The sequence below is a fragment of the Citrobacter sp. CK189 genome (assembly GCF_030333505.1).
Lineage (GTDB): Bacteria > Pseudomonadota > Gammaproteobacteria > Enterobacterales > Enterobacteriaceae > Citrobacter_B > Citrobacter_B koseri.
This window is the reverse complement of sequence record NZ_JAOWFV010000038.1, coordinates 971201-991019: the sequence shown is the minus strand read 5'-3', so window position 1 is coordinate 991019 and position 19819 is coordinate 971201. Positions and strand designations below refer to the sequence as shown.

The window sequence follows — 19819 nt, the reverse complement described above, 5'->3', positions numbered from 1 at the left end:
CCGAATACGTTAGTAGATTTTGCTGATACAGTACAGTTTTCAGTGATTAATCATCTCCTTCAATCGGGTATCCCGCCCTGCGAATAGCCTCACGGCAGTCACTGACGCCAGCGGCATACCCAGCTTCAATCTCACAAACCGGACTCGAACTGCAATAAGGTAAACGGACGGGCGTAGTAATATTCTCTTCCAGCACATCAATCTTATGCATTGCATCCAGCAGCATACGCAGCGCCTGTAAAGTGAACTCAGCCTCTTCATCTCTGACTATCGATTCCAGGGTCGCGATTTTTTGTTGCAGAAGGGCTTGAGTTACTATCATCGTCAATGCTCTCAAAACAGGCTTGTTTCAAAGATAGCATCTCAGGGAGAGGTATGATGTTGAAATCAGCAGAATATAAAAAGCGGGCTGTATGACAGCCCGCTTTTTAGATGGGTCATATAAACTCAGAAACGATAACCGGCAGAGAACATAAATACCCACGGGTCGAGGCGGACGCTGTCATGCTGCTGGGCACCACCGAGTTTATAGCTTGCGGTAGTATCGATATCCATATACCAGACCGACATGTTAATTAACCAGTCCCGGTTAATCAGGTAATCCATACCCACCTGCCCGGCCATTCCCCAGGAATCCTTCAGACTCAGATCGGACAACCCTGTCTCTTTACCATTGTTGTTGAAACCTTCGTCAAAGAAGGTGGTGTAGTTTACACCCGCGCCAATATAAGGGCGCAGTTTGCTACTGGCGTCGCCAAAGTACCACTGCGCCATTAATGTCGGCGGCAGGTGACGCACGGTAGCGATATCACCGGTATCCCCTGTCCCAATTTTATGGCGGAACGGCGTCGCCGCCAGCAGTTCAATACCAATGTTGTCGGTTGCCATATAAGTAAAAGTCAAACCGAGTTGCGTATTGTTACTGACATCAAAACCGTTCAGACTCCCCAGCGTTCCGCCTGCCCCTTCCGTCGGTCTCACGGTCGCCGAGCCCGCACGGATAAAAAACTCACCGCTCTCATGCGCAAGCGCACTACCAGAGAGAAGAGTACTTACTGCCAGGGCTGCCACTGTTAACTTTTTCATATCCGCTCCATCGTTATGGTTATAAATGCGTCACGAATATACCTACAATGGAGTAATAAGTGATCCAATACAGATCACATTAGGCCCTGTAATTTAACCTTTATTGATCCAGATTAATTTAGAACTTGCATCTAAAATCCTGGTTAAAGCCGTTTGAATCAAATTTTCCGAATTTTAGTGATAAATGGCTTTTTTCAACCAGGCGGATGGATTGTAAAAGAGAGGACGGCTGGCGCTTTCGCAGCCAAAATTACCCGCGCTTTACAAAGATATGCTTTTCCATACACCCCGTGATGCTGCCACTGTAGAGTTATCCAGGGTACAATTGCCCGCAAATTAACACCTGCAAAACTCAAGGAGAGTGCATGTCTATCACGGCGAAGTCCGTTTACCGTGACACGGGGAACTTTTTCCGTAATCAATTTGTAACCATCTTGCTGGTTTCGTTGCTGTGCGCATTTATTACGGTGGTTTTAGGTCATGCCTTTTCCCCCAGCGATGCCCAAATCGCGCAACTCAGTGAAGGGGATCATCTGACCGGTAGCGTTGGCCTGTTCGATCTGGTGCAGAACATGACGCCGGAACAGCAGCAAATATTATTACGGGCTTCAGCGGCATCAACATTTTCAGGACTCATTGGCAATGCGATCCTGGCAGGGGGCGTTTTGCTGATGATCCAGCTGATTTCCGCCGGTCATCGGGTCAGTGCATTACGTGCTATCGGTGCCAGCGCGCCGGTTTTACCTAAATTGTTTGTCCTGATTTTTCTGACTACCCTGTTAGTGCAAATCGGTATTATGCTGATTGTCGTACCGGGGATTTTGATGGCGATTCTGCTGGCGCTTGCGCCGGTGATGCTGGTTCAGGACAAGATGGGCGTATTTGCCGCCATGCGCAACAGTATGCGTCTGGCGTGGTCTAATATGCGACTGGTCGCTCCGGCGGTGATCGGCTGGTTACTGGCGAAAACGCTCTTGCTGCTGTTTGCCCCCAGTTTTGCAGCGCTGACGCCGAATGTTGGCGCAGTGTTGGCGAATACGCTGAGCAATTTGATTTCCGCCATATTGCTCATCTATTTGTTCCGCCTGTATATGTTGATTCGCCAATAACCCTGAACGTGTTAAGGGCCAGTTTGCCCAAAACTTTTGATTACGGAATCGAAGAATGAAGCAGTTTCTTGATTTTTTACCGCTGGTTGTCTTTTTTGCTTTTTATAAGCTGTACGACATCTATGCGGCGACCTCCGCCCTGATTGTCGCGACAGCCATTGTGCTGATCTACAGTTGGGTTCGCTATCGCAAGGTCGAAAAGATGGCGTTGATCACTTTCGTTCTGGTTGCCGTGTTCGGCGGCCTGACCATTTTCTTCCACAACGATGAGTTTATTAAGTGGAAGGTGACGGTGATTTACGGCCTGTTTGCTGGTGCGCTGCTGATAAGTCAGTGGGTCATGAAAAAGCCGCTGATTCAACGCATGTTAGGGAAAGAACTGACGTTGCCGCAGCCGGTCTGGTCTAAGCTGAACCTGGCATGGGCCGTATTTTTCATCCTCTGCGGGCTCGCCAATATCTACATCGCGTTTTGGCTGCCGCAAAACATCTGGGTCAACTTCAAAGTGTTCGGTTTAACCGCGCTGACGCTGATTTTTACCCTTCTGAGCGGAGTCTACATTTACCGCCATCTGCCGCAGGAAGATAAATCCTGAGTTCTGTTTGCCAGACCGTCTGGTCTGGCATCCCCTTCACGCCAGCCTGGCGCACGTTTCCCCTCTGTTCTCCCTGCGCAAATCATAGTAGCATTCGCGCCTGAAATCTTTCTTCACAGTCGGTTCTACAATGACAACAACAAATAACGCTCCTCAGGGCGAACTGGTTTTACGCACGCTGGCCATGCCCGCCGATACCAATGCTAACGGCGATATTTTTGGCGGCTGGCTCATGTCACAAATGGATATTGGCGGCGCGATTCAGGCTAAAGAAATTGCTCATGGTCGCGTGGTGACCGTGCGCGTTGAGGGAATGAGTTTTCTGCGCCCTGTCGCCGTAGGCGACGTCGTATGCTGTTATGCCCGCTGCGTTAAACGCGGCACAACGTCTGTCAGCATTAATATTGAAGTGTGGGTGAAAAAGGTGGCGTCGGAGCCAATCGGCCAGCGTTATAAAGCAACCGAGGCGCTGTTCATCTATGTGGCGGTAGACGGTGACGGTAAACCTCGCCCGCTGCCGGTTCAGGCATGAATTACCGGATAAGGCGGTGCGCCGCCTTATCCGCTCTACGATTTAAGGGGATCGCGATTACTCGATCTGCGTGGTGCCGTTCAGACGGAAGATGATATTAACCACTAAGCCCGACCCCGGTTTCCCTGCTTCATAGCGCCATCTGCGCATCGCGTTTTTCACTTCACGCTCAAACATGTTCGCTGGCTGAGCGGAAAGCACCTGAACATTCTCCACTCGCCCGTCTGAGGTGACGTCGAATTTCACTTTCACGCGGCCTTCGATACGCAACGCTTGCGCTCGTGCCGGATACTGCGGCTGGTTGCGGCTCAACGCGCGAGGCCCCGCAGGAACACTGACGGCCGGTTTGCTGGTTGCCGCTGCGGTATTCGTTGTCGGACGCGACGGCGCCGTATTTTCAAACGGTGCGGACGGGCGCGGTTCAGCAGGCTTAACATCACGTTTAGGCTGCTCCTGAACCTTTTTCACCGGTTTAGGTTTTGGCTTCGGCTTAGGTTTCGGCTTCTCAATCACCACCGGCGCCTCTTTTGGCGGCTCAGGAACAGGTTCCGGCTCAGGTTCGACGACGGGTTCCGGCGGCGGCTGAACCGCCTGTGGTGGCTCAAGATCGGCAGGCGCGACCATTGTGATTGAGATCGGCTGCGCGGGCGCAGGCAGTTCAATAACCTGATGTACCGAGGTATACAGCAGACCCGCCACTACAGCACCATGAATGCCAACGGAAAGTAACGTCGGCCAGGGAAAGCGACGAGGTAAATCAAGGGTCATTGAAGTCATAATCGTTTCAGTTAAAAAACCAGGCCTCGATTTTAAATGCAAATAGCAATCATATTCAATAAGACATCACGGTAAGCCGCATTTAAAACGCAATATTACCGCAAAAAGTCCCTGTGTTATGCACGGTCTTAACAAAGTCGTTATCTTTGCGTTGCAGTTGAAAGACCTTTCCAATAACGTAATTAACGACTTTTACCGATTAAGGAGCTCTACCCGTGCTGTATGTCATTTACGCTCAGGATATCGCCGATTCTCTTGAAAAACGTCTTTCCGTCCGCCCTGCCCATCTGGCGCGCCTGCAACTGCTCCATGATGAGGGCCGACTGTTGACCGCAGGCCCTATGCCAGCCGTCGACAGCAACGATCCCGGTGCCGCCGGGTTTACCGGCTCAACCGTGATTGCACAATTCGAATCGCTGGAAGAAGCGCAGTCCTGGGCAGACGCAGACCCGTATGTGGCTGCGGGCGTGTATGCGCAAGTCTCTGTAAAACCGTATAAGAAAGTCTTTTAAATCAGGCGGGGTTTGCATTCATGGGCACCGAATACGGTGCCCTGGTTGTATCAGATGCTGTGAATCGCAAACAATAACGTGTTACGTTGATGATTGAGAATGCATTTTCTGATTGAGTGGATACGCATATTACGACGCGATTGTCCTTCAAGCCAACGCGCTTTACGGCGGCTAGCCTGACGTTGCATGCGCCAGCGTCCCACTTCCGTTCTACTACGCTTCATGTTAACTACTCTTACAGTGCCAGAGCAGGCATTATACCCTCTCGTCAGGAGCAGACCAGCGCTTTTCCGGTGTTTTTATTTGCCAGATGAAGCCTGATGCGTAAACTCTTAACAATACGCTTTCAAAAGGATTTTTAAATTTATGACAACCTTCTACACAGTGGTGAGTTGGCTGGTCATTCTGGGGTACTGGATACTTATTGCCGGTGTGACGTTACGTATTTTAATGAAACGACGCGCCGTTCCCTCCGCGATGGCCTGGCTCTTAATCATCTATATTCTGCCGCTGGTAGGGATTATTGCTTATTTATCATTTGGCGAGTTGCATTTAGGGAAACGCCGCGCCGAACGCGCCAGAGCGATGTGGCCGTCCACTGCGAAGTGGTTGAACGACCTCAAAGCCTGTAAACACATTTTCGCCGAAGAGAACAGCAGCGTCGCTTCGTCGCTGTTTAAGCTGTGTGAGCGACGCCAGGGAATCGCTGGCGTTAAAGGCAATCAGCTGCAACTGCTGACCGACTCTGACGATGTGATGCAGGCGCTTATCCGCGACATTCAACTGGCGCGCCATAACATTGAGATGGTGTTCTACATCTGGCAGCCCGGCGGCATGGCGGATCAGGTTGCAGAGTCGCTGATGGCGGCGGCGCGACGCGGCATTCATTGCCGTCTGATGCTGGACTCCGCCGGAAGCGTGGCCTTTTTCCGCAGCCCGTGGGCGGCCATGATGCGTAACGCCGGAATTGAAGTGGTTGAGGCGCTGAAGGTCAATCTGATGCGTGTCTTTCTGCGCCGTATGGATTTGCGCCAGCACCGCAAGATGGTGATGATTGATAACTACATCGCCTATACCGGCAGCATGAATATGGTCGATCCGCGTTTCTTCAAACAGGACGCCGGCGTGGGACAATGGGTTGATCTGATGGCGAGAATGGAAGGCCCGGTAGCGACCGCAATGGGGATTGTCTACTCCTGCGACTGGGAAATCGAAACGGGTAAACGCATCCTGCCGCCGCCTCCAGACGTCAATATCATGCCGTTTGAGCAGGCCAGCGGACACACCATTCATACTATCGCCTCAGGGCCAGGCTTCCCGGAAGATCTGATTCACCAGGCGCTGCTGACGGCAGCCTATTCCGCTCGTGAATATCTGATCATGACAACGCCCTATTTCGTCCCCAGCGACGATTTATTGCACGCGATCTGCACGGCGGCACAGCGCGGCGTGGATGTCAGCATCATCCTGCCGCGTAAAAATGACTCCATGCTGGTCGGCTGGGCCAGCCGCGCCTTTTTCACTGAACTGCTGGCCGCCGGAGTCAAAATCTATCAGTTTGAAGGTGGATTGTTGCACACCAAGAGCGTGCTGGTGGATGGCGAGCTGAGTCTGGTTGGCACCGTGAACCTGGATATGCGCAGCCTGTGGTTAAATTTTGAAATCACGCTGGTGATTGACGACGCCGGATTCGGCGGCGATCTGGCTGCGGTTCAGGATGATTATATTTCGCGTTCTCGCCTGCTTGATGCCCGCCTGTGGGTAAAACGGCCATTATGGCAGCGGATTACTGAGCGACTGTTTTACTTCTTCAGTCCGTTGCTGTAAAACGTGCCCAAGAGACGGTAAACGGGTAGTCATTATGGAAATGGATCTGAACAATCGCCTGACTGAAGACGAAACGCTTGAGCAGGCCTATGATATTTTTCTCGAACTGGCGGCAGATAATCTCGATCCGGCAGATATTATTCTGTTCAATTTACAGTTCGAAGAGCGCGGCGGCGCGGAGTTATTCGATCCGTCAGAAGACTGGCAGGAACACGTTGATTTTGACCTCAACCCTGACTTTTTTGCCGAAGTCGTGATTGGCCTGGCGGATAGCGAAGACGGCGAAATTAACGATATTTTTGCCCGCGTGCTGTTATGCCGCGAAAAAGATCACAAACTTTGCCATATCCTTTGGCGTGAATAAGAAAGACGTCGAACGATCGGGCCAGTGCCAAAAAAAAGGGCTGACATCATGTCAGCCCTTAAATTTATAGCGGGTCCACCTTCAGGCAGGAAACCGCATGCCTGAAACTGCCCTCCAGCACCGGTCGGGTTTTCGCACATTCCGGCCCGGCAATCGGGCAACGCGTGCGGAAAACACACCCCGACGGCGGATTGATGGGTGACGGTAATTCCCCTTCCAGCAACTGAATCGTCTTGTTCTTTTCCAGATCGGGGTCGGGAATCGGCACGGCGGACATCAGCGCTTTGGTATAAGGATGCAGCGGATTGTGATACACCTCATCGTAGGTTCCCAATTCCACCGCATGACCCAGGTACATCACCAGCACACGATCGGAAATATGCTTCACCACCGCCAGATCGTGAGCGATGAAGATCAGCGATAACCCCATTTCACGCTGTAGCTGTTGCAGCAGATTCACCACCTGCGCCTGAATCGACACGTCCAGCGCCGAAACCGGCTCATCGCAAATAATCAGCTTCGGCTCCAGGATCAGAGCACGCGCGATACCAATACGCTGGCACTGGCCGCCGGAAAACTCATGCGGGTAACGGTTAATCAGATTCGGCAGCAGCCCCACCTTTATCATCATCGCTTTCACCCGATCGCGCACTTCCTGGCGCGGCAATTTTGGATGATAGGTGCGTAATGGTTCAGCGATGATTTCTCCAATGGTCATGCGTGGGTTCAATGACGCCAGCGGGTCCTGGAAAATCATCTGAATATCGCTGCGTACGTCCCGCCATTCATCAGGTTTCATCCCCAGCAGATCTTTCCCTAACCACGCCACGCGGCCATCGGTCGCTTTCACCAGACCAATAATCGCCCGCGCAAAGGTCGATTTACCGCAGCCGGATTCCCCAACCACCCCCAGCGTTTCACCTTCATACAATCGCAGCGTAACGCCATCGACCGCTTTCAGGGTTTTCGCCGGCTGCCAGAACCACTGTTTGCCATCTTTGATATCGAAATGCACTTTGAGATCGGCAATTTCGAGGAGCACTTTTCTCTCCTGGGTCACAGCATTCATACCAGCTCCTCCACCGGTTTAAAGCAGGCGCGCAAACGCCCCGGACTGAACTCCTCCAGGGGTGGAGTTGAACTGCAAATCTCCATCGCATACGGGCAACGCGGCTGGAATGGACACCCTTTAGGCAAGCGCAGCAAGTTCGGCGGGTTGCCCGGAATGGTCAGCATCGTTTCCCCTTCGGCATCCAGACGCGGAACCGCATTGAGCAAACCGATGGAATACGGATGAACAGGCTGGTAAAAGACGTCGCGCGCCTTGCCGTATTCCATCGTACGCCCGGCGTACATCACCAGCACCTTATCGCAAATACCGGCCACGACGCCAAGGTCGTGCGTAATCATGATAATCGCCGTGTTAAATTCGCGTTTCAGTTCATTAAGCAGCGTCATGATCTGCGCCTGAACGGTCACGTCCAGCGCGGTTGTCGGTTCATCTGCAATCAGTAATTTCGGCCGACACAGCAGCGCCATCGCAATCATCACACGCTGGCGCATCCCGCCGGAAAACTCATGCGGATACATCTTCATCCGTTTCCGCGCTTCCGGCATTTTCACCGCGTCCAGCATTCTGACAGACTCTTCAAACGCTTCGGCCTTGCTCATACCTTTATGCAGCATCAGCACTTCCATTAACTGCTCGCCAACCCGCATGTACGGGTTAAGAGAGGTCATTGGGTCCTGAAAAATCATTGAGATTTGTTCAGCGCGTAGCCTGTTGAGTTCACGCTCTGGCAGGTTGAGAATTTCGCGGCCGTTAAACGTCGCAGAACCACCAATGCGGCCATTCGCCGCCAGCAGCCCCATCAACGCAAACGCCGTTTGCGATTTGCCTGAACCTGACTCGCCAACAATGCCCAAGGTCTCCCCGGCACGCAGCGTAAAGTTCAGGTCGTTTACGGCCGTCACATCGCCGTCGGGTGTACTAAACGTCACGCGAAGATCTTTCACGTCCAGCAGTGCGTTAGCCCGTTGTTGCGCGAGTGGCGCGGTTGAGGTTTCAATTACGCTCATGGCTGCACTCCTTAACGATCTTTCGGGTCGAGGGCGTCACGCAGGCCATCGCCGATAAAGTTAAAACAGAATAAGGTCACAACGAGAAAACACGCCGGGAACAGCAGCAACCAGGGTGAGACCTCCATAGAGTTCGCACCATCGCTCAACAATGCGCCCCAACTGCTCAGCGGCTCCTGCGTCCCTAAACCCAGAAAGCTGAGGAAGGATTCAAACAGGATCATGCTCGGCACCAGCAGCGATGCATAAACCACCACCACGCCCAGCACGTTCGGCACAATATGACGCACAACAATGCTGACCGTTGAGACGCCGCCAACCTGCGCCGCTTCGATAAACTCTTTGCGTTTCAGGCTTAACGTCTGCCCGCGAACGATACGCGCCATATCCAGCCAGGAGACCATCCCGATCGCCACAAAAATCAGCAGGATGTTTTGGCCGAAGAAGGTCACCAGCAAAATGACGAAGAACATAAACGGAAAGGAGTTGAGGATTTCCAGCAGACGCATCATTACGGAGTCAATTTTGCCGCCAAGATAGCCGGACAGCGACCCGTACAGCGTACCGACAACCACCGCCACCAACGCGGCAGCAATGCCGACCATCAGCGAGATTCGCCCGCCTATCGCCACACGAACCAGCAGATCGCGCCCGGAGGAGTCCGTACCAAAATAGTGGCCCGACTCCATATCCGGCGCGCTGGACATCATGCCCCAGTCCGTATCGAAATAGGTGAACTGTGACAGCATCGGCGCCAGTGTGACAAACAGCGCGATAATGACCAGAACGACAAGGCTGGCCACCGCCGCGCGGTTATGCATAAAACGACGGCGAGCATCCTGCCACAGGCTGCGCCCTTCAACCTCCAGCTTCTCACTGAAATTCTCCAGCGTCTCGCTGTTTTTCTTACTTAACATCATAGCGAGCTCCAGTATCAGTAACGAATTTTCGGGTCGATAACGGCGTACAGCACATCGACAATCGCATTAAACAGAATGGTGAGCGTACCGACGAGAATGGTCAGACTCAGCACCAGCGAATAGTCGCGGTTCAGCGCCCCGTTCACGAAAAGTTGCCCGATCCCCGGCAAACCATAAATCGTCTCGATAACCATTGAACCCGTAATGATACCGACAAAGGCCGGGCCCATATAAGACAGTACGGGTAACAACGCCGGTTTTAAGGCATGACGGAAGATAATCCGGCGCATCGGCAAACCTTTTGCGCGCGCGGTACGGATAAAGTTGGAGTGCAACACTTCAATCATGGAGCCACGGGTAATACGGGCGATACTGGCGATATAGGCGAGCGACAGCGCGACCATCGGCAGAATCATAAATTTCAGCGCCCCGCCATTCCAGCCGCCGCCGGGCAGCCATTTTAAGGTGATGGCAAATATCATGACTAATAAGGGGGCGACCACGAAACTGGGAATCACGACCCCGGTCATTGCCATCCCCATCACCGTATAATCCCAGCGCGTATTTTGTTTCAGCGCCGCAATCACGCCCGCGCTCACGCCAATAATCACGGCAAGGAAAAAGGCGGCTGCGCCCAGCTTCGCCGAAACCGGGAAACTCGACGCCACCAGATCGTTGACCGTATAGTCCTTATATTTAAACGAAGGCCCAAAATCGCCATGCGCCAGTTGTTTCAGATAGCTGAAGTACTGCGTCATGATGGGATCATTAAGATGGTATTTCGCTTCAATATTCGCCAGCACTTCCGGCGGTAATGCGCGCTCTCCGGTGAAAGGGCTTCCCGGTGCGAGACGCATCATAAAGAACGAAATCGTAATAAGTATAAAAAGCGTCGGAATCGCTTCCAGACAGCGACGTAAAATAAATTTTAACATTGCCCGTACCTTCTGGCGTGTGCCTTTACATCTCGTCATTCAGACGCACTGAAAGAGAGATGTTTATAGTGCGATGAAAATAAGACACTGTGGGGCAAAACACATTTGCCCCACGCTTTGCCATTAATGCTTGATAATATACAAGTTCTTAACGTAGATATTATCCATCGGGTCTTTACCGGTATAGCCGCCTACCCACGGTTTCACCAGACGCGCGTTCACATAGTAATAGAGCGGCACAATCGCAGAATCTTTATCAAGCTGCTGTTCCGCTTTGGCATACAACTCGGTGCGTTGCGCTTCGTCGGTCACTTTCAGCGTGTCGGCAATCAGCTTGTCAAACTCCGGGCTCTTATAGTGAGCGGTGTTGTTCGAGCTGTCGGACAGCATGGTGTTCAGGAAGGACGTCGGTTCATTGTAGTCTGCACACCAGCCCGCACGCGCGACATCAAACGTCCCCTGATGACGGGTATCAAGGAAGGTTTTCCACTCCTGGTTTTCCAGCTTCACGTTGGCGCCCAGGTTTTTCTTCCAGATTGACGCGACCGCGATCGCCAGTTTTTTATGCAGATCGGAGGTGTTGTACAGCAGGTCAAACGTTAACGGCTTATCGGCGGTATAACCGGCTTCCGCCAGCAGTTTTTTCGCTTCTTCGTTACGTTTTTCCTGTGACCATGTGAACCACTCAGGCTCAACCAGTTTCGCGCCATCGGTATACGGAGGGGTGTAGCTGTAGGCTGGCAAATCGCCCTGGTTCTTCACTTTATTAACGATAATGTCGCGATCCATCGCCAGTTTCAGCGCGGTGCGAACGCGCACGTCGTTAAACGGCGCTTTCTGGTTATTAATTTCGTAATAGTAAGTGCACAGATACGGGTCAACGCGCACTTCATTTGGGATCTCTTTTTTCAGCTTTTGGAATAACTCAATCGGCATGTTGTTATAGGTCATGTCGATTTCACCGCTGCGGTAGCGGTTCACATCAGTTACTTCAGAAGAGATTGGCAGATAAGTCACCTGGTTGATAACCGTTTTATCGTTATCCCAGTACTGGGTATTACGTTCCAGAACAATCCGCTCGTTGACGACCCAGTTTTTGAGTTTATACGCGCCGTTGGTCACGATATTCGCAGGTTGGGTCCATTTCTCGCCAAATTTTTCCACAGCCGCTTTAGGAACCGGAGAAACGGACGGGTGAACCAACAGTTTGTAGAAATAAGGCACCGGTTCGCTCAGCGTCACTTCGAACGTATTATCGTCGATGGCTTTTACGCCGAGATCGGTCGCCGGTTTTTTGCCCGCAATAATGTCATCGATATTCGCGATGTGCCCGTATTGCAAATAGCTGGCATACGGTGATGCGGTGTTCGGATTCGCCAGGCGCTGCCAGCTATATACAAAATCGTGCGCGGTAACAGGCGTGCCGTCTGACCATTTTGCGTTTTTACGCAGATGGAATGTCCAGACTTTAAAATCTTTATTTTCCCACTTTTCAGCAACGCCCGGTGACGGGTGGCCTTCAACGTCGCTGATCAGTAAACCTTCAAACAGGTCGCGGCTGACGTTTGACTCCGGGACACCCTCAATTTTATGTGGGTCGAGAGACTGAACTTCAGAACCATTATTGCGAACCAGCGTCTGCTTGTCAGACAGCTGAACACCCGCCGGGACATCTGCGGCCATTGCGACATTCCCGCCGATTAGCGCAGTTAAAATCCCCGCCGCCAGCAAACTTTTTTTTGTGATGTTGGACATTGTGTTTGTACTCCACTCATTATAATTACTGGTTTTCTTAACCAGCCTGTTTAATCCCGTTAGGGTCCTGTACAGCACTGGAGATTTTGCTGCTGCCAGGTCGTTTACTGCTTTGCTATCACCGACTTTATTTATTCTGACGATTCGTACGATCGCCTTACGTCGATTCTGTATCCGCCTCCCCTGTCAGAGACGGACATTTATTCTGTCTGGTGCAAGAAGCTTATTGAAAATAATTCTCATCACCGCAAAATTTTCTGCAAAATATCTGGCCGGAAAGTACCAAATGCGTTTCTTAACCGCCAATACATTTTACAGATTTGTTAACTAATTCTCTTTTACGGAAAAATTTTTGACCAGAAAGACATCTCCAAAAGAGATGTTTAGGAAAAATTATTTGCCCAGTCAATATGTTAACCACTCACCCGCAACCTGACCTCGTTCTGTTGCTGCCGTCAGGCCAAAATGCACATAAATTTAACAATTGGTTATTATTTAGCACATTCATCTGAGAGAGCGTTGAAATAACTAATAACATTTCGATAATCCTTCATCAAGCCCCAGAGTATGATGTTAAGAAAATAACAGGCGACATAACGGCAGGCGTGAGTGTTATTAGAATAATTTATAATAGAATCAATAACAAAGAGGCATAAACATTATCAGCATCTTTTATTATTTCAACGCTGAATTTCAACTTTAGTGAGAAGATTTACTGATAATGAAAAAGAAACGGAGCCTGAAGCGGCTCCGTTTTATCGGTCAGGATCGTTAATTCAGTAAACCGGGGAAAATCGCTTTAATCCCCGTAACAATGAATTCAATGCCCAATGCCATCAGCAACAAGCCCATAATACGCGTAATGACGTTGATGCCCGTTTGCCCCAATAACCGCACCAGCCAGGGCGCCATGCGGAACACTCCCCAACAACAGAACGCAAACAGAGCGATGGCCACAGAGAAGCCGATTAAATGCATAATGGTGTGGTAACGCGTTCCCCACACAATCGTCGAACTAATGGCCCCCGGCCCTGCCATTAATGGTAAGGCCAGCGGAACCACGCCAATACTTTCGCGAATGGCGGTCTCTGATTTTTCCTGTTTGTTTTGCTTATCTTCACCCAGCTTCCCGCTGATCATCGACATCGCGATCGTCACTACCAGAATCCCACCGGCAATTCTGAACGAATCGATCGAAATGCCGAAGAGTTGCAAAATGCCATCTCCGAGAAAGAGCGAAATCCACAAAATGATGGCTACCGACAGGTTTGCCGTGAGATTTGTTTTGTTGCGCGCCGCTGCCGTCTGGTAGCTGGTCATGCTGATAAAGACGGGGATAATCCCCACCGGGTTTACCAGCGCAAATAACCCTATGAAAAACTTGGAATAAACAGGAAAATCAAAAAGCGTTTGGGTCACGGTTAGCTCCGAAACGTTAGCCGGATAAATGATGTCGATAAAAATGGTGAAAAACGCGCTGAAGATACGCCTTTTGTCAGCATATTTCACCTCCTGACTGCTTGAAATTACGACTATTTCTCGGTGTTATAAATATGTGTAGATTATGCTAACTTCACCTCTATTCATCACCACTATTTATTAACACTTGGCGGAAATGGCTCAAATGGGCTGCTGAAAGGTGTCAGCTTTGCTTAAATTTGATCTGGATCACGCAATTACTACTCAGAAGTGAGTAACCTTGCTTACGCCACCTGGAGGTAACGCGTTAGAGTTAGATAACGCTATCGCTTAAGCTCTTTTAGTAAATCAGAGCGAAATGGACGTTAAGTAACCGTTTGATTTTCAGACTGTTATACAAACTTTCGTCAATCTGTCTATACTCTCGTATCGAGCAGATGATTTACTAAAAAAGTTTAACATTATCAGGAGAGCATTATGGCTGTTACTAATGTCGCTGAACTTAACGCACTCGTAGAGCGTGTGAAAAAAGCCCAGCGTGAATATGCCAGTTTCACTCAAGAACAGGTTGACAAAATCTTCCGCGCCGCCGCTCTGGCTGCCGCAGATGCTCGAATTCCCCTCGCTAAGATGGCCGTTGCCGAATCCGGCATGGGTATCATCGAAGATAAAGTGATTAAAAACCACTTCGCCTCCGAATACATCTATAACGCCTATAAAGATGAAAAAACCTGTGGTGTGCTGTCTGAAGACGACACCTTCGGGACTATCACCATTGCTGAACCGATTGGTATCATCTGCGGTATCGTACCGACCACTAACCCGACGTCTACTGCGATCTTTAAGTCTCTGATTAGCCTGAAGACGCGTAACGCAATCATCTTCTCTCCACATCCGCGCGCCAAAGATGCAACGAACAAAGCGGCTGACATCGTTTTGCAGGCGGCTATCGCTGCGGGCGCGCCGAAAGACCTGATTGGCTGGATCGATCAACCTTCCGTTGAACTGTCTAACGCGCTGATGCACCACCCTGATATCAACCTGATCCTGGCGACAGGCGGTCCGGGCATGGTTAAAGCTGCATACAGCTCTGGTAAACCGGCTATCGGCGTTGGTGCAGGTAACACACCGGTTGTTATCGACGAAACAGCAGATATCAAACGTGCGGTGGCTTCCGTACTGATGTCCAAAACCTTCGATAACGGCGTAATCTGTGCATCTGAACAGTCCGTTGTTGTTGTTGACTCCGTTTATGACGCAGTTCGCGAACGTTTCGCCAGCCACGGCGGCTACCTGCTGCAAGGCAAAGAGCTGAAAGCCGTTCAGGACGTTATCCTGAAAAATGGCGCGCTGAACGCGGCTATCGTTGGTCAACCGGCATATAAAATTGCTGAACTGGCAGGCTTCACCGTACCAGAAACCACTAAGATTCTGATCGGCGAAGTAACGGCTGTTGATGATAGCGAACCGTTCGCTCACGAAAAACTGTCTCCGACGCTGGCAATGTATCGCGCTAAAGACTTCGAAGACGCTGTTGATAAAGCAGAAAAACTGGTTGCAATGGGCGGTATCGGTCATACCTCCTGTCTGTACACCGACCAGGACAACCAGCCAGAACGCGTTGCTTACTTCGGTCAGATGATGAAAACCGCGCGTATCCTGATTAACACCCCGGCTTCTCAGGGTGGTATCGGCGACCTGTATAACTTCAAACTCGCACCTTCCCTGACTCTGGGTTGTGGTTCCTGGGGTGGTAACTCCATCTCTGAAAACGTTGGTCCGAAACACCTGATCAACAAGAAAACCGTTGCTAAGCGAGCTGAAAACATGTTGTGGCACAAACTTCCGAAATCTATCTACTTCCGCCGTGGCTCTCTGCCAATCGCGCTGGATGAAGTGATTACTGATGGCCACAAACGTGCGCTCATCGTGACCGACCGTTTCCTGTTCAACAATGGCTATGCTGACCAGATCACCTCCGTGCTGAAAGCGGCTGGCGTTGAAACTGAAGTCTTCTTTGAAGTTGAAGCTGACCCGACGCTGACTATCGTTCGTAAAGGCGCAGAGCTGGCGAACTCCTTCAAACCAGACGTGATCATCGCGCTGGGCGGCGGCTCCCCGATGGATGCGGCGAAAATCATGTGGGTCATGTACGAACATCCTGAAACCCACTTCGAAGAACTGGCGCTGCGCTTTATGGACATCCGTAAACGTATCTACAAGTTCCCGAAAATGGGCGTGAAAGCGAAAATGGTCGCAATCACTACCACTTCCGGTACCGGTTCTGAAGTAACGCCGTTTGCTGTTGTTACCGACGATGCGACCGGTCAGAAATATCCGCTGGCAGACTATGCGCTGACGCCGGATATGGCGATTGTCGATGCGAACCTGGTTATGGATATGCCGAAGTCTCTGTGTGCTTTCGGTGGTCTGGATGCGGTCACTCACGCTCTGGAAGCCTACGTTTCCGTACTGGCATCTGAGTTCTCTGACGGTCAGGCTTTGCAAGCACTGAAACTGCTGAAAGAAAATCTGCCAGCGTCCTACCACGAAGGGTCTAAAAACCCGGTAGCGCGTGAACGCGTTCACAGTGCAGCGACTATCGCCGGTATCGCGTTTGCAAACGCCTTCCTGGGTGTGTGCCACTCTATGGCGCATAAACTGGGTTCTCAGTTCCACATTCCGCACGGTCTGGCAAACGCCCTGCTGATTTGTAACGTTATCCGTTACAACGCGAACGACAACCCGACCAAGCAGACTGCGTTCAGCCAGTATGACCGTCCGCAGGCTCGCCGTCGCTATGCAGAAATCGCCGACCATCTGGGTCTGAGCGCACCGGGCGACCGTACTGCCGCTAAGATCGAGAAACTGCTGGCATGGCTGGAAAGCGTGAAAGCGGAGCTGGGTATTCCTAAGTCTATCCGTGAAGCTGGCGTGCAGGAAGCTGACTTCCTGGCTCATGTAGACAAGCTGTCTGAAGATGCATTCGATGACCAGTGCACCGGCGCTAACCCGCGTTACCCGCTGATCTCCGAGCTGAAACAGATTCTGCTGGATACCTACTACGGCCGTGAATTCACTGAAGGTGAAGTTGCTGCGAAGAAAGAAGCTACCGCACCGAAAGCTGACAAGAAAGCGAAGAAATCTGCTTAATTCGTTAGCCCAGGCGACATTCTGAAAAAGCCCTCGTCTTCGGGGGCTTTTTTTTGCCTGATGGCGGCGCAAGCGCCTTATCAGGCCTACAGAACGCACGCAATCACGCGTGGCGGTGTTTCTCCTGAGTCGACGTCAGGGAGCCTTCGGCAAGGGCTTCTTTGTAATGCTTGCGGCATACGGAGACATAACGCTCGTTCCCACCAATCACAACCTGCTCCCCTTCATTATAAGGTCTGCCAGCCTGATCAAGACGCAATACCATGCTTGCCTTACGGCCACAGAAACAGATTGTCTTTAATTCGACGAGTTTATCTGACCACGCGAGTAAGTATTGGCTGCCGCCAAATAACTCGCCACGAAAATCAGTACGCAGTCCGTAACACAACACCGGAATATCCAGTTGGTCAACAACCTCAGATAATTCGTACACCTGCTGGCGAGTCAAAAACTGACACTCATCAACCAGAACGCAATGTATTGTCTGTTGCGCATTCTCGGTGCGAATCTCTTCAAACAACGATGAATTTTGGTTAAACAATTTTGCTGGCGAGGAGAGACCGATACGCGAACTGACTTTACCGGCGCCGAAGCGGTCATCAATTTCCGCTGTATATACAACGGTACGCATCCCGCGTTCCTGATAATTGTATGAAGATTGCAGCAATGCAGTCGACTTACCCGCATTCATTGCCGAATAGTAGAAATATAGCTGTGCCATTGGCAGCTGGCCCTCACCTGGCTGAAATAAAGATTGGGCGGGATTGTATCATAATTTACCGGCATGTCGGGGGCGCCTCGTCACGCCGCCGGTATAAAGAATTGAGCAAACATCGTTCGGTTATACACATTCCTTCACAAATTGTGCCTAAGATATTCATCAATGCTGCTTATCATCTCATCGCATTACCGGACGCTCATACTTATTGTTACGCTTCCTCATAAATGTGGCAACGTATTAGGACTTTCCCGTAAGGGAAACTAATACAAAAGGTTGAAATTACTGCAATGACAGCCTATTCCACCCTGATAAAATGTGACTAAAATCCTGGAATTTTAACGTTATGCCAGGAGTAACCTCGTTGCCAATAAGCTCTTTTTTGTGCGGTTCTTCAAGAAAAATTTAAGATGGGATAATTAATATCTGTACTTAATAAAGAGCAATTTTGAATTCCTTACATTCCAGGCTATTGCACATCTGAATTTATCGCTCTATTATTAGCTCAACAAACCACCCCCAATATAAGTTTGAGATTACTACAATGAGCGAAGCACTTAAAATTCTGAACAACATCCGTACTCTTCGTGCACAGGCAAGAGAATGTACCCTGGAAACGCTTGAAGAAATGCTGGAAAAATTAGAAGTTGTTGTTAACGAGCGTCGCGAAGAAGAAAGCGCCGCCGCAGCTGAAGTTGAAGAGCGTACCCGTAAACTGCAACAATATCGTGAAATGCTGATTGCCGACGGTATTGATCCGAACGAACTGCTGAATAGCATGGCTGCCGTTAAATCTGGCACTAAAGCTAAACGCGCTGCTCGTCCGGCTAAATATAGCTACGTTGATGAAAACGGTGAAACGAAAACCTGGACTGGCCAGGGTCGTACACCGGCAGTGATCAAAAAAGCGATGGAAGAACAAGGTAAACAACTGGACGATTTCCTGATCAAGGGATAATTCGGAATATGTTTGCTTAAAATCCCGCCAGTGGCGGGATTTTTTTTGCCCTTCCCTCATACCTCGTCTGTTCGGGGCAAAAAAAAACGGCGCTGTTAAACAGCGCCGCGCCTTTCAGATTATACCGCTTACTTCTTAATACCCAGTTCGTCTTCAAGCCATGCTTTAAATTCAGCGCCCAGAGAATTATGACGGATGCCATATTCAACGAACGCCTGCATGTAACCTAATTTATTACCGCAGTCGTGGCTTTTGCCCTTCATATGGTAGGCTTCGACCGTTTCTTTTTCGATCAGCATATCAATCGCGTCGGTCAGCTGAATTTCGTCGCCCGCTCCCGGAGGGGTTTTCGCCAGCAGAGGCCAGATGTCCGCGCTCAGGACATAACGGCCAACTACCGCGAGATTAGACGGCGCGACATCCGCTTTCGGCTTCTCTACAACGCCAACCATCGGCACGCTTTCGCCCGGTGCCAGCGCCGCGCCCTTGCAATCAACAACGCCGTATGCGGTAACATCTTCAACAGGCTCAACCATAATCTGGCTACAGCCGGTTTCGTCAAAACGACGAATCATTTCAGCAAGGTTATCCTGAGACAGATCGGATTCGTATTCATCCAGAATAACGTCTGGCAGAATCACCGCGACGGGCTCATTACCAACAACAGGATGCGCGCACAATACGGCATGACCCAGGCCTTTCGCCAGCCCCTGACGCACCTGCATAATCGTTACGTGCGGAGGGCAAATAGATTGCACCTCTTCCAGCAGCTGACGCTTAACACGTTTTTCCAGCATAGCTTCCAGCTCGAAGCTGGTATCGAAATGGTTTTCGATCGAGTTTTTGGAAGAGTGCGTCACCAGCACAATTTCAGTGATGCCCGCAGCAATACATTCATTCACGACATACTGAATTAATGGCTTATCAACCAGCGGCAGCATCTCTTTCGGGATCGCTTTCGTCGCCGGTAACATCCTGGTTCCTAATCCCGCGACCGGGATAACGGCTTTTTTGACTTTCGAATTTAGGGCAGCCATTTAAAAATCTCCTGGACTGTTCATGTATTGAACGTGTTCATCA

Annotated in this window: 20 protein-coding genes and 1 pseudogene; 9 read left to right on the top strand and 12 right to left on the bottom strand. The window is 50.6% G+C overall.

All coding sequences use genetic code 11. From position 1 onward, the window contains the following. Positions 1 to 46: 46 nt before the first annotated feature. Together OGV83_RS14585 and ompW are read right to left on the bottom strand one after the other, a co-directional pair. Positions 47 to 322, bottom strand: coding sequence for a hypothetical protein (locus OGV83_RS14585; protein ID WP_115626727.1), 276 nt, complete (start codon positions 320 to 322; stop codon positions 47 to 49). A gap of 125 nt (positions 323 to 447) precedes the next feature. Continuing rightward, on the bottom strand, positions 448 to 1086 hold the full coding sequence (ompW, locus tag OGV83_RS14580; RefSeq protein ID WP_012132213.1) for an outer membrane protein OmpW: 639 nt from the start codon (positions 1084 to 1086) through the stop codon (positions 448 to 450). Positions 1087 to 1336: 250 nt separating this feature from the next. Here ompW and OGV83_RS14575 point away from each other — a divergent pair. From OGV83_RS14575 to yciA, 4 genes and pseudogenes are all read left to right on the top strand, one after another. Beyond that, positions 1337 to 1426, top strand: a pseudogene (locus tag OGV83_RS14575) (YkgJ family cysteine cluster protein); the annotation flags it as partial. Positions 1427 to 1451: 25 nt separating this feature from the next. Continuing rightward, positions 1452 to 2195: a YciC family protein gene (locus tag OGV83_RS14570; RefSeq protein ID WP_012132212.1), complete on the top strand. Its 744-nt coding sequence runs from the start codon at positions 1452 to 1454 to the stop codon at positions 2193 to 2195. Positions 2196 to 2250: 55 nt separating this feature from the next. Next, positions 2251 to 2790: a septation protein A gene (locus OGV83_RS14565; RefSeq protein WP_012132211.1), complete on the top strand. Its 540-nt coding sequence runs from the start codon at positions 2251 to 2253 to the stop codon at positions 2788 to 2790. A 130-nt stretch (positions 2791 to 2920) separates the two neighbouring features. Continuing rightward, positions 2921 to 3322 carry an acyl-CoA thioester hydrolase YciA gene (gene yciA, locus OGV83_RS14560; protein WP_286463876.1) on the top strand — a complete coding sequence of 134 codons (402 nt, stop codon included), beginning with the start codon at positions 2921 to 2923 and terminating at the stop codon, positions 3320 to 3322. Between the two features lie 57 nt (positions 3323 to 3379). Here the strand turns inward: yciA and tonB are convergent, their stop codons facing one another. Further along, complete coding sequence (gene tonB, locus OGV83_RS14555; RefSeq protein WP_286464018.1) at positions 3380 to 4090, bottom strand: TonB system transport protein TonB; 711 nt, start codon at positions 4088 to 4090, stop codon at positions 3380 to 3382. A 224-nt stretch (positions 4091 to 4314) separates the two neighbouring features. Between tonB and OGV83_RS14550 the strand changes: the two genes are divergently transcribed. Beyond that, positions 4315 to 4611, top strand: a complete 297-nt coding sequence (locus OGV83_RS14550) for a YciI family protein (protein WP_012132208.1) — start codon at positions 4315 to 4317, stop codon at positions 4609 to 4611. A gap of 50 nt (positions 4612 to 4661) precedes the next feature. On the opposite strand, the gene OGV83_RS14545 is transcribed toward OGV83_RS14550, so the two are convergent. Beyond that, positions 4662 to 4835: a YciY family protein gene (locus tag OGV83_RS14545; RefSeq protein ID WP_012132207.1), complete on the bottom strand. Its 174-nt coding sequence runs from the start codon at positions 4833 to 4835 to the stop codon at positions 4662 to 4664. A 142-nt stretch (positions 4836 to 4977) separates the two neighbouring features. On the opposite strand from OGV83_RS14545, the gene cls reads away from it, so the two are divergent. Together cls and OGV83_RS14535 are read left to right on the top strand one after the other, a co-directional pair. After that, on the top strand, positions 4978 to 6438 hold the full coding sequence (cls, locus tag OGV83_RS14540; protein WP_012132206.1) for a cardiolipin synthase: 1461 nt from the start codon (positions 4978 to 4980) through the stop codon (positions 6436 to 6438). A gap of 34 nt (positions 6439 to 6472) precedes the next feature. After that, the gene (locus OGV83_RS14535) at positions 6473 to 6802 is read left to right on the top strand and encodes an HI1450 family dsDNA-mimic protein (protein WP_012132205.1); all 330 of its coding nucleotides are present in this window, start codon (positions 6473 to 6475) and stop codon (positions 6800 to 6802) included. Positions 6803 to 6866: 64 nt separating this feature from the next. On the opposite strand, the gene oppF is transcribed toward OGV83_RS14535, so the two are convergent. The 6 genes from oppF to OGV83_RS14505 form a co-directional block, all read right to left on the bottom strand. After that, positions 6867 to 7871: a murein tripeptide/oligopeptide ABC transporter ATP-binding protein OppF gene (oppF, locus tag OGV83_RS14530; RefSeq protein WP_286463873.1), complete on the bottom strand. Its 1005-nt coding sequence runs from the start codon at positions 7869 to 7871 to the stop codon at positions 6867 to 6869. Then, complete coding sequence (oppD, locus tag OGV83_RS14525) at positions 7868 to 8881, bottom strand: murein tripeptide/oligopeptide ABC transporter ATP-binding protein OppD (RefSeq protein WP_012132203.1); 1014 nt, start codon at positions 8879 to 8881, stop codon at positions 7868 to 7870. Before oppD ends, oppF begins: the two co-directional genes overlap by 4 nt. Before the next feature lie 11 nt (positions 8882 to 8892). Next, complete coding sequence (oppC, locus tag OGV83_RS14520; RefSeq protein WP_012132202.1) at positions 8893 to 9801, bottom strand: oligopeptide ABC transporter permease OppC; 909 nt, start codon at positions 9799 to 9801, stop codon at positions 8893 to 8895. A gap of 14 nt (positions 9802 to 9815) precedes the next feature. Beyond that, a complete protein-coding gene (gene oppB / locus OGV83_RS14515; RefSeq protein ID WP_286463871.1) occupies positions 9816 to 10736 on the bottom strand; it encodes an oligopeptide ABC transporter permease OppB in 921 nt (306 codons plus the stop codon). Positions 10737 to 10859: 123 nt separating this feature from the next. Continuing rightward, positions 10860 to 12491: an oligopeptide ABC transporter substrate-binding protein OppA gene (gene oppA, locus OGV83_RS14510; RefSeq protein WP_012132200.1), complete on the bottom strand. Its 1632-nt coding sequence runs from the start codon at positions 12489 to 12491 to the stop codon at positions 10860 to 10862. 771 nt (positions 12492 to 13262) lie between these two features. After that, positions 13263 to 13910 (bottom strand): YchE family NAAT transporter, encoded by a 648-nt coding sequence (locus OGV83_RS14505; RefSeq protein ID WP_024130298.1) that lies wholly within the window; start codon positions 13908 to 13910, stop codon positions 13263 to 13265. Positions 13911 to 14387: 477 nt separating this feature from the next. Between OGV83_RS14505 and adhE the strand changes: the two genes are divergently transcribed. Continuing rightward, entirely contained in the window at positions 14388 to 17063 is a 2676-nt protein-coding gene (gene adhE / locus OGV83_RS14500) for a bifunctional acetaldehyde-CoA/alcohol dehydrogenase (RefSeq protein WP_049011363.1), read from the top strand. A 103-nt stretch (positions 17064 to 17166) separates the two neighbouring features. On the opposite strand, the gene tdk is transcribed toward adhE, so the two are convergent. Next, positions 17167 to 17784 (bottom strand): thymidine kinase, encoded by a 618-nt coding sequence (gene tdk / locus OGV83_RS14495; protein WP_286463868.1) that lies wholly within the window; start codon positions 17782 to 17784, stop codon positions 17167 to 17169. 541 nt (positions 17785 to 18325) lie between these two features. On the opposite strand from tdk, the gene hns reads away from it, so the two are divergent. Further along, positions 18326 to 18739 carry a histone-like nucleoid-structuring protein H-NS gene (gene hns, locus OGV83_RS14490; RefSeq protein ID WP_012132196.1) on the top strand — a complete coding sequence of 138 codons (414 nt, stop codon included), beginning with the start codon at positions 18326 to 18328 and terminating at the stop codon, positions 18737 to 18739. A gap of 128 nt (positions 18740 to 18867) precedes the next feature. Here hns and galU read toward each other — a convergent pair whose 3' ends face one another. Then, the gene (gene galU / locus OGV83_RS14485) at positions 18868 to 19776 is read right to left on the bottom strand and encodes a UTP--glucose-1-phosphate uridylyltransferase GalU (RefSeq protein ID WP_012132194.1); all 909 of its coding nucleotides are present in this window, start codon (positions 19774 to 19776) and stop codon (positions 18868 to 18870) included. Positions 19777 to 19819: the final 43 nt, after the last annotated feature.